Origin of the sequence: Prosthecodimorpha staleyi (genome assembly GCF_018729455.1) — a bacterium.
In the GTDB taxonomy this organism is placed as follows: Bacteria; Pseudomonadota; Alphaproteobacteria; order Rhizobiales; family Ancalomicrobiaceae; genus Prosthecodimorpha; species Prosthecodimorpha staleyi.
Genome location: NZ_JAHHZF010000002.1, coordinates 404,291 through 417,214, shown reverse-complemented (window position 1 = coordinate 417,214; position 12,924 = coordinate 404,291). Strand labels below are relative to the sequence as shown.

12 protein-coding genes, 1 tRNA gene and 1 riboswitch are annotated in these 12,924 nt (G+C 70.0%); of the genes, 8 read left to right on the top strand and 5 right to left on the bottom strand.

Annotation, left to right across the window (positions count from 1 at the left end; genetic code table 11):
• Nucleotides 1-89 precede the first annotated feature (89 nt).
• Complete coding sequence (locus tag KL771_RS04915) at nucleotides 90-374, bottom strand: hypothetical protein (protein ID WP_261967428.1); 285 nt, start codon at nucleotides 372-374, stop codon at nucleotides 90-92.
• A 149-nt stretch (nucleotides 375-523) separates the two neighbouring features.
• A complete protein-coding gene (locus tag KL771_RS04910) occupies nucleotides 524-1,153 on the bottom strand; it encodes a hypothetical protein (protein ID WP_261967427.1) in 630 nt (209 codons plus the stop codon).
• Between KL771_RS04910 and KL771_RS04905 the strand changes: the two genes are divergently transcribed.
• The 4 genes from KL771_RS04905 (at nucleotide 1,152) to KL771_RS04890 (ending at nucleotide 5,022) form a co-directional block, all read left to right on the top strand.
• Nucleotides 1,152-2,318, top strand: a complete 1,167-nt coding sequence (locus tag KL771_RS04905) for a hypothetical protein (protein WP_261967426.1) — start codon at nucleotides 1,152-1,154, stop codon at nucleotides 2,316-2,318. The two genes, KL771_RS04910 and KL771_RS04905, sit on opposite strands and share 2 nt — an antisense overlap.
• A gap of 349 nt (nucleotides 2,319-2,667) precedes the next feature.
• Nucleotides 2,668-2,835: a hypothetical protein gene (locus KL771_RS04900; protein ID WP_261967425.1), complete on the top strand. Its 168-nt coding sequence runs from the start codon at nucleotides 2,668-2,670 to the stop codon at nucleotides 2,833-2,835.
• A gap of 80 nt (nucleotides 2,836-2,915) precedes the next feature.
• Nucleotides 2,916-3,023: riboswitch (TPP riboswitch) on the top strand.
• A 47-nt stretch (nucleotides 3,024-3,070) separates the two neighbouring features.
• The gene (locus KL771_RS04895; protein WP_261967424.1) at nucleotides 3,071-4,033 is read left to right on the top strand and encodes an ABC transporter permease; all 963 of its coding nucleotides are present in this window, start codon (nucleotides 3,071-3,073) and stop codon (nucleotides 4,031-4,033) included.
• A gap of 35 nt (nucleotides 4,034-4,068) precedes the next feature.
• Nucleotides 4,069-5,022: an ABC transporter substrate-binding protein gene (locus tag KL771_RS04890; protein ID WP_261967423.1), complete on the top strand. Its 954-nt coding sequence runs from the start codon at nucleotides 4,069-4,071 to the stop codon at nucleotides 5,020-5,022.
• Nucleotides 5,023-5,081: 59 nt separating this feature from the next.
• On the opposite strand, the gene lysA is transcribed toward KL771_RS04890, so the two are convergent.
• Nucleotides 5,082-6,398: a diaminopimelate decarboxylase gene (lysA, locus tag KL771_RS04885; protein ID WP_261967422.1), complete on the bottom strand. Its 1,317-nt coding sequence runs from the start codon at nucleotides 6,396-6,398 to the stop codon at nucleotides 5,082-5,084.
• A 197-nt stretch (nucleotides 6,399-6,595) separates the two neighbouring features.
• Between lysA and KL771_RS04880 the strand changes: the two genes are divergently transcribed.
• Nucleotides 6,596-7,159 carry a hypothetical protein gene (locus KL771_RS04880; protein ID WP_261967421.1) on the top strand — a complete coding sequence of 188 codons (564 nt, stop codon included), beginning with the start codon at nucleotides 6,596-6,598 and terminating at the stop codon, nucleotides 7,157-7,159.
• A 208-nt stretch (nucleotides 7,160-7,367) separates the two neighbouring features.
• Here KL771_RS04880 and rpoH read toward each other — a convergent pair whose 3' ends face one another.
• A complete protein-coding gene (rpoH, locus tag KL771_RS04875) occupies nucleotides 7,368-8,252 on the bottom strand; it encodes an RNA polymerase sigma factor RpoH (RefSeq protein WP_261967420.1) in 885 nt (294 codons plus the stop codon).
• 281 nt (nucleotides 8,253-8,533) lie between these two features.
• Nucleotides 8,534-9,574 (bottom strand): RluA family pseudouridine synthase, encoded by a 1,041-nt coding sequence (locus KL771_RS04870; RefSeq protein WP_390866527.1) that lies wholly within the window; start codon nucleotides 9,572-9,574, stop codon nucleotides 8,534-8,536.
• 586 nt (nucleotides 9,575-10,160) lie between these two features.
• On the opposite strand from KL771_RS04870, the gene KL771_RS04865 reads away from it, so the two are divergent.
• The 3 genes from KL771_RS04865 (at nucleotide 10,161) to KL771_RS04855 (ending at nucleotide 12,846) form a co-directional block, all read left to right on the top strand.
• The gene (locus KL771_RS04865; protein WP_261967419.1) at nucleotides 10,161-10,529 is read left to right on the top strand and encodes a hypothetical protein; all 369 of its coding nucleotides are present in this window, start codon (nucleotides 10,161-10,163) and stop codon (nucleotides 10,527-10,529) included.
• Between the two features lie 291 nt (nucleotides 10,530-10,820).
• Nucleotides 10,821-10,896: transfer RNA gene (locus KL771_RS04860), tRNA-Glu, on the top strand.
• 105 nt (nucleotides 10,897-11,001) lie between these two features.
• The gene (locus KL771_RS04855) at nucleotides 11,002-12,846 is read left to right on the top strand and encodes a site-specific integrase (protein ID WP_261967418.1); all 1,845 of its coding nucleotides are present in this window, start codon (nucleotides 11,002-11,004) and stop codon (nucleotides 12,844-12,846) included.
• The last annotated feature ends 78 nt before the right edge of the window (nucleotides 12,847-12,924 follow it).

The window sequence follows — 12,924 nt, the reverse complement described above, 5'->3', positions numbered from 1 at the left end:
CTTTGGGCGGCGCGCGGGCGTCTCCCTCGGGGACTGGAGAGGCGGGCGGGTGATTCGGGCGTTGATGCGCCCGGATGCGGGACGAATGGTCAGGTCCGGTATCGGTCGCGGCGGCTCGATCCGCGTGGCTGGTGCCTCAGAGGCTGGTGATGGCGGATTATCATGCGATCCTCAAACGGGCGATCGGTGCCCTCCCGGAACCGACCGGCGAGGCGCGCCGCGCGGTCTATGAGAAGGCTCGCGCGGCGCTCGTCACGCAGCTGAAGTCCTTCGATCCGCCGCTCAGCGCCTCCGAAATCACCCAACAGCGTCTGCAACTCGAAGATGCCATCCGCCGTGTCGAGGGCGAGGCCGCCAAGGGCATTCTGGCGCAATCGCTGAATCGCGCCGTGACCGGGGCAACCGCGCCGACCGGCCTCACGTCGAGTCGGCCGGCGCCGACGGCGCGTCCGGCAGCGCCGACCCCGCGCCCGGCCGCGCCGACGGCCCGCACGATCGCCGGTCCGACGGAGGGCCGCGACCGTCAGGCGCCGGAACCGCGCCCCGAGACGCGCCCCGAACCGCCGGCCGCGCCGACGACGTCCACACCCGCGCGACCCGCGCCGCCGCGTCCGCCCGTACCCGGTCCGATCGCGGCCCGGCCGGCACCGACCCCCCCGACCAGCACCGTGCCGGCGGGCGGCGGTATCGCCCGCACGGCCACGGCCGCGCCCGGTCCCGCGGCTGCACCGGCGACCGGTGCGCCGACGCCGTCTGCGCCCACGGCCGGCCCTGCGGCGCGCCCGTCGCGCCCGACCGTCACCCGCTCGCCCGAATCGGCCGGCCGCGGTTCCATGGCCGAGCCGATCGAGACATCGAGACCGGCGCCGACCGGGTTCACGCGAGCGCCGAGCCGCGCGGCATCCGTTGAGACGGAGCCGACGTCGTCGCGGTCGCGGTTCGATGCGGCCGTCGTGCCGCCGGCGCCGCCTGCGGACACGCACGAGGACGACCGCCCGGCGCCGACGCCGCCGACCGGCGGCGTCGAACGGAAGCGTCTGAGCCTCAAGGAGATCGCACGTCCCGTCGTGTCTATACCGACACGAACCGCGCCACCCGCTGCCCCGCCGCCCCCGGCTGAGGAGCACGAGGCTGCGATCACCGATGCCGACATGGTCGGCTACGCGGTGGACGGCGCGCCGTCCCCCGCCGCCCCGGCGCCGGCTCCCGAGCCCGCCGAACCCGACTATCCCGAGGAAGCCGCGGCCCCGGCCGTGCCTGACGTGACCCCGGAACCCCCGCCGACGGGCCGGATGAAGGGCCGCAAGGGCCGGCGGGCCGAACCCGATCCGCTGCTTGAGGCGGAAAAGCCGAAACGGATGCCGCTGATCGTCGGCCTATCGGTCGCCGCTCTGGTGGTTGCGGTCGGCACCGTGGCGCTGTGGACCAAGCGCGATCAGGTCGCGGCCTATTTCGGAACGGAACGGTTGTCAGGCGGCACCGGCCAGCGCCCGTCCAACGAGAAGACGCTGACGCCGAAGGTGACCGATCGTCTGGCGCCGGAGGACGGCACCAGTCCCGGCCGCACGACCGCCAATGCCCAGAACGGTGTCAAGGTCGTCACCACCCAGCCGATCACCTCGACACCGTCGATTCAGCCGGCGACAGGCGCGACCGGCCAGCCGGCGACCGGCGGGAGCGAGGCCGGCGGACGCCAGACGGTTGCGGTTGCGCCGGGCGGCGGGTCGACGGCCGTTGTCCCGGGCGGCGGTGATGCGGCGGTGCCGCCGATCGCCCAGAAGGCGCAGCTCCTGGAGGAGGGGGCCGGCGGTTCGGCGCAGAACCAGATCAATGCGGGCCGTGTCGTCTGGCGGACGGTGCGCGAGAGCCCCGGTGCCGGCAAGCCGCCGGTCACCATGATCAAGGCGCGGGTCGAAGTGCCGGACCGCGGCCTGGTCCTGAACCTGTCGATCCAGCCCAACTCGGACAATTCGTTTCCGGCCAGCCATCTGATCGAGCTGAAGTTCGAGGTTCCGGCGGATTTCGACAACAAGGGCGTCTCCAACGTACCCGGCCTGATCCTGAAGCAGACCGAGACGGCGCGCGGCGATCCGCTGGTCGGGGCGGCAGCGCGCATCTCGGCCGGTTTCTTCTGGATCGCCCTGTCGGCGCCGGAGGCGGAGAAGCAGCGCAATCTGGGCCTCCTCAAGGAGCGCGGCTGGATCGACATTCCGATCCTGTTCGACAACGGCAAGCGCGGCATCCTGACCCTGGAAAAGAACGGCGCCGGCGACCGCGTCGTGGCCGACGCGCTGACGGCCTGGGCGCAGGGCGGCTGAACCCGGCCCCAGCCCCCGAATCCCGGTCGGGCGCCGGCGTCGGTACCGATCCCGCGCCGCCGTCCGTTCCGGTGGCATCCGTTCCGGTCAGGGCGTTGGACCTGCCTTGGGGTTCCGTGTCGCCGGTCCGTAAGATCATGGCGAAACACCGTGAATTCCATCTGACGACAGGATCGTGCCGCCCTGCAGGGACGATCTGGAGGTCAGCATATCGTTGTGAAAATCCGGTGCGCTGGCCCCTGGGCTCTCCCTCGCTCTGGCCGGCCTCGGGCTTGCCGACGGCACCACGCGCCGAAATGCGTGGCTGACCTCGCGCGGCAACAAGGGCTTCTTCGTTCCTCGCGGCACCGTGACGGTCGTCGACACTGCCGACTGTGCGGGGATCGTGGCGGTCTTCAGGAGGTCGACCTTCTCGGGCGTCGCCAGCGTCTCGGTGACCCAGCGCGCCTATCTGAAGCCCGGAACCACCACCGGCGCCGACCCCGACGTGATGGTCTCGCCCCTGGTCGTGTTCTGAGCCGGCATCGGCCGATCCGGTCGACGCGATAGCCGGATCGCTGCGGGGGCTTGTCCCCGGCGCGATTCCGGGCCATGGTATGCCAGTCCGAGGGGTGCTCCCGGTTGGAGCTGAGATGGCGCTGCGGCGCCGGACCCTTTGAACCTGATCCGGGTCATGCCGGCGAAGGGACGGGATCAACCGGCTTTCGCAGACAAGAATCTCCCGGATCTCCCGCGACAGGAGCAGGAGATCCATGGCTGTTTTCATCGCCGAGCGGCCGCCCGCCGCAGCAGGCACCACCACCGAGCCGGCCCGCCCGGCCGCTGTGCCGCCGCTCGCCAGCGCCAGCCCGGCGGCTCCGAGCCCTGCCGCTGCCACCCGCGTTGTCGCCCAACGCGTTGCCACCCCGGCCCAACCGGCCGCTTCGCGCACCCCGCCGGCCTCCTCAAGGCGCCGGGCGTCCGGGCGGCGCTTCGTCCTTGATCTCGCGCTGGTGATGGTCGCCCTGGTGGCGATCTGGTGGAGCGTGGTGCTGGTGCTGGCACCAGAACCCTTCCTGCTGCCGGGGCCGGACCGGGTCGTCCTGGCGCTGATCCGCCGCTGGGGCGATCTGTGGCCCAATGCGCTGGTCACGCTGACCGAGATCCTGTTCGGCCTCGTCACCGGCATCCTCGCCGGCGTCGCCACCGCGCTGTTCATGGGCTATGTGCCGGCGGCGAGCCGCGTGGTGACGCCCTTCGTGGTCGTGCTGCAGTCCATGCCGGTCTTCGCCATCGCGCCGGTGCTGGTGCTGTGGTTCGGCTTCGGCCTCGCCTCGAAGATCGTGATGGCGACGGTGATCATCTTCTTCCCCGTCGCCTCGGCCTTCCATGACGGCATCGAGCGGACCGACCCCGGCCTCCTCGATCTCGCCCGCCTCTACGGCGCCGGCCGGGCCCGGACCCTGGCGCTGATCCAGGTGCCGGCCGCGCTGCCGGCCCTGGTCACCGGGCTGCGCATGGCCGCCGCCGTGGCGCCGATCGGCGCGATCGTCGGCGAATGGGTCGGCGCCTCGTCGGGCCTCGGCCTGATCATGATGCACGCCAACGCGCGCATGCAGACCGATGTGATGTTCGCCGCCCTCGCGCTCGTCGTCGCCATGGCGGTCGTCCTGCGGCTGGCCGCCGATCTCCTCGCCGACCGTCTCCTGCCCTGGCTGGACGAGACGGACCGCTGATCCTCCCGCGCTCTCCCGAACGGAGTCTCCCAACGATGCCCCGCCTTCTCGCGTCGCTCGCCCTGGCCGCCGCGCTCGGCCTCACCGCCCTGCCGGCCGCCGCCGCCGACAAGCTCTCGGTCGCGCTCGACTGGTTCGTCAATCCCGATCACGCCCCGCTGGTGGTGGCCCGCGACAGGGGCTTCTTCGCCAAGGCCGGCCTGGATGTCGACCTGATCGCCCCGGCCGACCCGGCGGCGCCGCCGCGCCTGGTCGCCGCCGGCCAGGCCGACATCGCCATCTCCTACCAGCCGAGCCTGCACATGGCGGTCGCCGAGAACCTGCCGCTGGTGCGCTTCGGCACGCTGGTCGAAACCCCGCTCAACACCGTGATCGTGCTCGCCGACGGACCGGTGAAGACGCTGAAGGACCTGAAGGGCCGCAAGGTCGGCTATTCGGTCTCCGGCTTCGAGGATGCCGAGCTCGGCGCGATGCTGGAGAGCGTCGGCCTGTCGCTCAAGGATGTCGAACTGATCAACGTCAACTTCGCCCTGACGGCGGCACTGAGCGCCGGTCAGGTCGATGCCGTGGTCAGCGGCTACCGCAATTTCGAGCTGACCGAACTGGATCTCGCTGGCAAGAAGGGCCGCGCCTTCTTCCCCGAGGAGGCCGGCGTGCCGCCCTACGACGAACTGATCTACATCGCCCGGCGCGACCGGGCCGCCGACCCGAAGCTTGGCCGTTTCGTCGAGGCGGTCGAGGCGGCGACGCTGTGGCTGACCAACAACCCGGACGAGGCCTGGGCGGTGTTCCGCAAGGCTGATCCGAAGCTCGACGACGAACTGAACCGGCGCGCCTTCTTCGACACGCTGGCCCGTTTCGCCAAGCGCCCGGCCGCGCTCGACGCCACCCGCTACACCCGCTTCGCCGCCTTCCTGAAGGCCAAGAAGCTGATCGACACCATCCCGCCGCTCGACAGCTACGCGGTCGTGCCGAAACTGCCGAATTGACGGGGCCGAGCGGGGAGAGGCCGAGTGGGGAGGGCGGGGCGCCGAGCCGCGCCCCGCCGTCAGGCCGCCGCGTCGGGGGCCTTCGGGGCGGCGATGAAATCCGGCACGCTGTCCCAGCCGATCTGCTCGGCGATTTCGACCCGGCGCCGGACCACGGCGAAGCGGTCGCCGTCGACCATCACCTCCGGGATCAGCGCGCGGCCGTTATAGGTCGACGACATGGTCGCCCCATAGGCGCCGGCGGTCGCCAGCACGACCAGATCGCCGGCGGCGAGCGGGGCGAGCTTCAGCCGCCGGGCGAAGGTGTCGGAGGATTCGCAGATCGGGCCGACCACGTCGTATTCGACCGGCACGGCGCCCGCCGCCGGCGCGCGGACCGGCACGATGTCGTGGTGGGCCTCGTACATGGCCGGCCGGACCAGGTCGTTCATGGCCGCGTCGAGCACGGCGAACTGCATGTGGCCGGCATCCTTGACGAAGGCGACGCGGCTGACCAGCACGCCGGCATCGGCGACCAGCGAGCGGCCGGGCTCGACGGCGAGCGCATAGCCCTTGCCGGCGACGGTCTCGCGGATGGCTCCGGCCAGGTCGGCGAAGGAGAATTCCAACTCGTTCTCGTAAGGGATGCCGAAGCCGCCGCCGAGATCGAGCCGGGTCAGCGGCACGCCGCGCGCCTTCAGCGTATCGGCGGCGGCCAGCAGCGTCCGGTAGGCGGCCAGGAACGGGCCGGCGGACATGATCTGCGAGCCGATATGGATCGCCAGACCGACCACGCGGACATGGGCGAGCGCCTTCAGCTCGTTGTCGAGCCGGGCCAGCCGGTCGACATCGATGCCGAACTTGTTGTCCTTCTTGCCGGTCGTGATCTTGGCGTGGGTCTCGGCATCGACATCCGGATTGATGCGCAGGGCGACATCGGCGACGACCCCGCGTGCGGCTGCGCGCGTCTCGACCAGATGCAGTTCCTCGAAGGATTCCACGTTGATCTGGTGGATGCCGGCGGCCAGCGCCGCATCGATCTCGCCGGCCGTCTTGCCGACGCCGGAGAAGACCACATGGCCGGGCGGGATGCCGGCGGCCAGCGTCCGGGCCAGTTCGCCGCCCGAAACGATGTCGGCGCCAATGCCCTCGGCCGCGAAGAGCGCCAGCACCGCCTGGTTGCCGTTGGCCTTCATGGCGAAATGGATGTCGACGCCGAGCGGGCCGAGCGCTGCCTTGAGCGCGCGGGCGCGCTCGCGCAGGCGGCCGGCCGAATAGCAATAGAAGGGTGTGCCGACCGCCTCGACGATCCGGGCGAGGGCGACGCCTTCGACGCAGAGTTCGCCGTCCCGATAGGCGAAGGCGGAGGCGGGCAGGCGGCGGGTGGCGTCGGGCATGGAGGTCTCGCATGGGGTAGGGAGGCGCATTCATAGCCGCGACCGGGCGCCACCGGAAGCCTGCTTTGCCGCCTTCCGCCCCTGCGTCGGCCCGGGCCGTCGGTCGATCCGGCGAACGGCTGTCCCAATTTGGCATCGCCTGTGCATTGACCTTCTCATCCCCGCCCGACGGACGGGCAGAAGGAAGGCGAAACATCATGGCAGACACGATCGTCAGCGGGTCGGTCCGGCGCACAGTGGCGGATTTGCTGAGCCGCAAGAGCACCAAGAGCGCGGGAAGCAACGAAGCCGGCGTCGATGCCTCGACGCTCGGGGCCAAGTCGGCCCGGCAATTCGTGCCGACCGGCAGTTCGGGCACCAGCAACGCGCTCGGCGCCCTGCTCAGCGCCGCCGAACAGCGCACCAAGACGGCCACGACGACCGATCCGGCCGACCTGGCCACGGATTCGACCCGCAAGAGCCTGAAGAGCTACATCTCGGAACTGGCCGCAGCCACCGCGACCTCGTCGACCGACGACACCGGCAAGTCGGACGAGATCCTGCAGAAGCTGCAGGCCTATTTCGATGCCGCCTTGTCGGGCGAGAAGCCGGACGGCAACCCGTTCAAGCTCCTCGGAAAATATGCGAAAGCGCTGTCCGAGGAGGCGGGCGCGGCCCTGGAGGGGACGAGCAACGCCGCCTCCGATGCGGCGAGCGTCTATCTCTCGGCTTCCAAGGCCTCGAAATCGGCGCTCGGCGCCACCCTCGGCGTCACGGCCTGACCGGCGGACGCCGAACCGCGGGGCGGCGGGACGCTCGTCCCCGCAAGGCCGTTGCGCCGCGCAAGGATCGGCAGGCCGTGCGCCGGACCGGAGCCGGCGCCGGGCCTCGCGGTGCCTCAGGCCATCGCGCGAGAACGGCAGGCCAAAAAGCAAAAGGGGCCGGATCCGGTCCGGATCCAGCCCCGTTCGACGATGAATGTCGGTCGCGTCAGCGGGCCATCATGCCCACGGCGCCGGCCTTAACGGCCTCCTGGACCTTCTCGAAGGCCCGCACTTCGATCTGCCGGACGCGCTCGCGGCTGACGCCGAACTCCGTCGACAGATCCTCAAGCGTGACCGGGTCCTCGGCCAGGCGACGCGCTTCGAAGATGCGCCGCTCGCGGTCGTTCAGAACCGAAAGCGCATTCTTCAAGAGCGACTTGCGGCTATCGAGCTCCTGATCCTCGGCGAGCCGCGTCTCGGCATTGGCGCTCTCGTCGACGAGCCAGTCCTGCCACTCGGAGGCGTCCTCGTCGGCGCGCAACGGCGCGTTCAGCGAGGCGTCGCCGCCGAGGCGGCGGTTCATCGAGATGACCTCCTCCTCGGAGACGCCGAGCTTGACGGCGATATGGGTCACCTGCTCGGGCTTCAGATCGCCTTCCTCAAGCGCCTGGATCTGGCCCTTGATCTTGCGCAGGTTGAAGAACAGCCGCTTCTGGTTCGCGGTCGTGCCCATCTTCACGAGCGACCACGAGCGCAGGATATACTCTTGAATGGCGGCCTTGATCCACCACATGGCGTAGGTGGCGAGGCGGAAGCCCTTCTCGGGCTCGAACCGCTTCACCGCCTGCATCAGGCCGACATTGCCTTCCGAGATGACCTCGGAGATCGGCAGGCCGTAGCCGCGATAGCCCATCGCGATCTTCGCCACCAGGCGCAGATGCGACGTGACCAGCCGTTCGGCCGCGGACGGATCGGCATGCTCGTGATAGCGCTTGGCGAGCATGTACTCTTCCTGCGGCTCCAGCATCGGGAACCGCCGGATCTCGTTGAGGTAGCGCGAAAGGCCACCTTCGAGAGCGGCAAGCGGTGCGAGGGACTGCGTGCGGGCCATGGAAGCGCCCTTTCCTCCGTTGGATGCCGGACCGAGACGTGTCAGGGGTAACCCCTTCGACCGCATCATCGTTCCGGCCGCCGGGTTCGCCCGGCGTGGCACCGGACCCCCGACCATCGGCGGACCCGGTCGACGCCCTCTTCGGCGCGTCATGAAAGAGTATACGTGGCTTTGCGGCGAGAAGGCGACTCGCGTCGGGTCACGCCTCGTCACATTGTTTTGAATTACTGAACTAATGACGAAGGCCCGCGATTCAAGGGGCCCCGCGGTGAGATTTGCCGTCAGCCGAGCGCCCGCAGGGCGTCGATCAGGCGGGCCATGTCGGCCGGCGGATCGCTCTCGAAGCGCCGCGTGCGGCCGGTTTTCGGGTGCTCGAAGGCGATCAGCCGGGCATGCAGAGCCTGCCGGCCGAGCGCCTCGAGCGCCGCGCCGGCCTCCGGCGCCAGGCGGGTGAGCTTGTCGACCTTGGTCCGGAAGCCGGTGCCGTAGGTCGGGTCGCCCAGCAGGGGGTGGCCGAGCCGCGTCATGTGCACGCGGATTTGATGGGTCCGCCCGGTCTCCAGCCGGCATTCGACCAGGCTCGCGACCGGGTCCTGCGCCGGCCCGTAGGTTTCCAGCACCTCGTAATGGGTGATCGCCTCGCGGCCATGCGCGCCGTGAACCACCGCCATGGTCTCCCGGTCGCGCGGATTGCGCCCGATCGGCAGGTCGACGGTGCCCGAACGCTGGCGCGGGACGCCCCAGACCACCGCCAGATAGGCGCGCTCCAGCGGCCCGGTGCGGCCGTGATCGGCGAATTGCGCGGCCAGGCTGCGGTGCGCGCGGTCGGTCTTGGCGACGACCATCAGCCCGGAGGTCTCCTTGTCGAGCCGGTGCACGATGCCGGGCCGCGCCACGCCGCCGATGCCGGAGAGCGAGGTGCCGCAATGGGCGATCAGCGCATTGACCAGCGTGCCGGAGGCGTGGCCGGCGGCCGGATGCACGACCAGACCCGCAGGCTTGTCGATGACCACGACCTCGGCATCTTCATGAAGGATCGAGAGCGGGATCGGTTCGGGTGCCGGCGCCGCCGGAGCGGCCGCCGGCAGATCGATCGCGACCGTAGCGCCGGCCGCGATCCTGGCGGACGGGTCGGTGACGACGCGGCCGCCGACCGCGACGCGCCCGTCAAGGACCAGGGCCTTGATGCGGCTGCGCGACAGGTCGTCGCCGGCGAGGCGCCGGGCCAGCGCGGCGTCGAGCCGCTCGGGCGCGGCGTCGGCTTCGATCGCCAGTTCGATCCGCCGGGCGCTCCCAGGCGCCGCAGCGGGATCGCTGACCACATCGCTGACCGCAAGGGCTTCGTCGTCCTCCTCGACCGGCTCGGCGCCGGCCGGCAGGACGGACTCCAGGTGGGCCGCTGCTGCTCCGCTCGCCCCAGGGCCGGGCGTGAAGGAGGCGGCGGCGGTACCCGCCGGCGCGCGGCCGCGTGGCGATGTCGCTGCGTCGGCCTTCGTGGTCGGCAGCCGGGACTTCGGACGGGCTGCTGCGGCGCCGGGCGCCGGGATGCCGGGCGCGAAGGAGGTCGCGGCCTCACCCGCTGGCGTCCTGGGGACCGGCGATGTCGCCGCGTCGGCTTTCGTCGCTGGAATCGGAGATACTTGACTGGCCACTGCGGCCCCGGTCCGTTCAGGGCCGGGCGGGCCGGATGCTGCGGCGGCACCCGCCGGCGCCCCGGGGCCCTGCGGGAGCACATCGGCCGTCGTGGCGGCGTTGATCTCTTGCCGCGCGCCGGCGTCATCGGCCTCGACGCGGTCGGCCGGGCCGGGTAGGGAAGGGGGGCGTTGCGCGTCCGGCTTGCCGGTCGCCTGCCGGCGGCTGCCATCCGGAGCCGTTGCCCTCGTGCCCGAGTTCCGTCGCGAAGACGCCATGACCCATCCCATTCTCGACGACGACGACAAGGACCCGCCGCTCGATCCGGCGCAGCTGCGTCTGCAGGCAAAGTTTCGCAAGCTCCTGGCGGTCGGTTACGCGACGCTGGCGCTCGGCATCGTGGCGGTCTTCGCCGCCGTGCTGTACCGCTCGACATACAAGACCGCCGCGCCGCCGTCGACCGCGTTCGAACGCCCGCTCGACGCCGCACTGCCGTTGCCCGAGGGCGCGCGCGTCACCGGCACCGCACTCGACGGCGACCGCCTCGCCGTCACGCTCGAAACCCCCGCCGGTGCGGCCATCCTGGTCGTCGACCTCGCCACCCTGAAGCCGATCCGCCGCCTCGATCTGCCCCGCCCGCGCTGAGCCGGCAAACCGCAGGGGCAGAATGCGCGGCTCCGGACGGCTGGACCCGCCGCCCGGATCGGCACGGCCGACGCCGAGGCGACGAAGCCGGTTGGAGCCGACGAGGTAGGTTGGAGCCGGCGAGGTGAGTTGGAGCCGGCAAGGCCGGTTGGAGCCGGCCCGGTTGGGGTCGACCCGCCGCAATTGCGCCCGGCCCCTGGGACATTCGCGCCCGGCCCGCGCTTTCCGCTTGCAAGCCGTCCCGCGGCTGGCTATACCGACCCCCGTCCCGGCGACCTCGTCGCCGTCGCTGCTCCCATCGTCTAGTGGCCCAGGACGTCGCCCTCTCACGGCGAAAACAGGGGTTCGAGTCCCCTTGGGAGCGCCAATCACCTCTTAAGTCGTTGAAAGTGCTAAATCTCCAAGGTATCAATGCCTTGGAAAGCCGCCCTGGTACGTTCGCGTGGTACGCGGGGGTGGTACGGTGGCACTCATGACCGGCGTGCAGCGGCGAAGCTCGGGCATCTATGAATGCCGGGTCCAGATGCCGAAAGACTTGGCGCGGCAGCCGGTACCGCCAGCCTTGCGCGAAGCTCTATCTGACCTCGTCAACCCGAAGACCGGATGCTTCAAGGGCGAGGTCGCGCGCTCCTTGCGGACGACGGACCAGCGCGAGGCCAAGCGGCGCGGCCGGAAGGCCAATGTCGAAGTCCACGAACTGATCGACCGGGCCAGGCGGCTCCTGCGGGACGGGCAGGCCACGCCGGCAATTCAGCCCATCACGGACAGCGAAGCCGAACATATCGCCCGCTTGATCCATGCCGACTGGCTATCTTTCGACGACGAGCAGCGGGAGGGGGATGACCGGAGAGACCGGGGCGATGGAGAGGAGCGGGGAGGGAACCTCACGCCCTTGCAGTTCGGCCCCAATGAGCAGGGCATGGAGGCAGACGCCTTCGAAGCCTATGGCGATTTCCTCAACGAAGAAGCCGATCAACTCCGGACCGCCTATGCCCGGCGCGACACTCGCGTGGTCGAAGCCGAGGTTGCGGGCTTTCTGCGGGCTCAAGGGCGCCAACTGCCGCCCTCGCCACAGGACCGCCGGCCGATCCTGATGAAGGTGCTCGAACACCGCGTCCAAGCCATAGAAGATCTCCAGGCCCGCCAGGCCGGCAAGGTGGTGCCGACGCCGACCGTCAGTGCAAGCGAGGGCGCCGGACCGCGACTGACCGAAGCCTTCGCTCAATGGAAGGCAGGGGGAGGCATCAAGGGTGCCCGGGTGCCGTCTTCGAATTCAATCCTGGAGGCCGAGCAGGCGGTAAGACGCTTCATCGAACTGCATGGAGACCTCAGACTTGGCAGCATCACCAAGGCGAGAGCGCGAGAGTATCGCGACGCCATCGCCAAACTGCCGACCCGCCTGCCCAAGACGCTGCGCGATCAACCTCTGCCGATCATCCTGGCGAAAGACTTGAGCAGCTATCCGACGCGAGACGCAGCCACGGTCAACAAGCTCCTGGCGCTACTGGGCGGTATCGTCTCCCACGCATCCGGAGAAGGGCTTCTCGACGATCTGGCGGGGTTCGCCAATCCCTTCGACAAGTCCATCCGGTACCGCCGGGAAACACGGGCCGGAGACAGCCGCGTCGCCTTCGAGGCTGCCGAGCTCGCTGCCTTGTTCGCGTCCCCCGTCTATGCGCAGGGGCTCCGTCCGGCCGGAGGTGGATGCGAGGCCGCCTTCTGGTTCCCTTTGGTCGGCTTGTTGTCCGGCATGCGCCTTGAGGAGATCGCCGGGATTCGCCTTTGCGACATGAAGGTGGATGACGCAACGCAGCGCTGGTTCTTCGACGTGAGTCCGGAAGGCGGCCGGTCGGTCAAGACCGCTTCGTCGATCCGATGTGTTCCAGTCCATCCGCTTCTGGAGAGGATCGGGCTCTTGCGATACCGGCAGGCCCGGGCGCAAGGCGGAGCGGCGCCGACAGACAGGCTATGGAACGAGGTCGTCTCCGCCACCGGACGACCGGCATCCGCCGCATGGTCCAAATGGTTTGGCCGCTATCTCGGCGATACGGTCGGCATTGCGGATGACCGCAAGGTCTTTCACTCTTTCCGCCACAGCTTCAAACGGATGGCACGAGACTCCGAACTCGAAGAAGCCATCCACGATGCCTTGACCGGGCATGCCGGGCGCGGTTCGGCCGGACGGGCCTATGGCAGAGGCTATTCGCTGAAACCCCTCATCGCTGCGATGGACCGGATCGAGGTGCCAGCAGGGACCGGGCTGGAAGGCCTCACTTGGGCGGGATCCCCTGACTTTGATCCATCGACAAGGCCATAGAATGAAGCGCGGATTGGACGCTTCTGGCTGCTGACGTTCGGGGTCAACCTGGGCCGGTAGTGATAGGCATGGTGGCTT

Coding starts and splice junctions, on each gene's coding strand:
- KL771_RS04865 (WP_261967419.1), top strand. CDS start 10,161: ATGACCCATCCCATTCTCGACGACGACGACAAGGACCCGCCGCTCGAT.
- KL771_RS04895 (WP_261967424.1), top strand. CDS start 3,071: ATGGCTGTTTTCATCGCCGAGCGGCCGCCCGCCGCAGCAGGCACCACC.
- KL771_RS04910 (WP_261967427.1), bottom strand. CDS start 1,153: ATGTCGGCATCGGTGATCGCAGCCTCGTGCTCCTCAGCCGGGGGCGGC.
- KL771_RS04890 (WP_261967423.1), top strand. CDS start 4,069: ATGCCCCGCCTTCTCGCGTCGCTCGCCCTGGCCGCCGCGCTCGGCCTC.
- lysA (WP_261967422.1), bottom strand. CDS start 6,398: ATGCCCGACGCCACCCGCCGCCTGCCCGCCTCCGCCTTCGCCTATCGG.
- KL771_RS04855 (WP_261967418.1), top strand. CDS start 11,002: ATGACCGGCGTGCAGCGGCGAAGCTCGGGCATCTATGAATGCCGGGTC.
- KL771_RS04880 (WP_261967421.1), top strand. CDS start 6,596: ATGGCAGACACGATCGTCAGCGGGTCGGTCCGGCGCACAGTGGCGGAT.
- KL771_RS04905 (WP_261967426.1), top strand. CDS start 1,152: ATGGTCGGCTACGCGGTGGACGGCGCGCCGTCCCCCGCCGCCCCGGCG.
- rpoH (WP_261967420.1), bottom strand. CDS start 8,252: ATGGCCCGCACGCAGTCCCTCGCACCGCTTGCCGCTCTCGAAGGTGGC.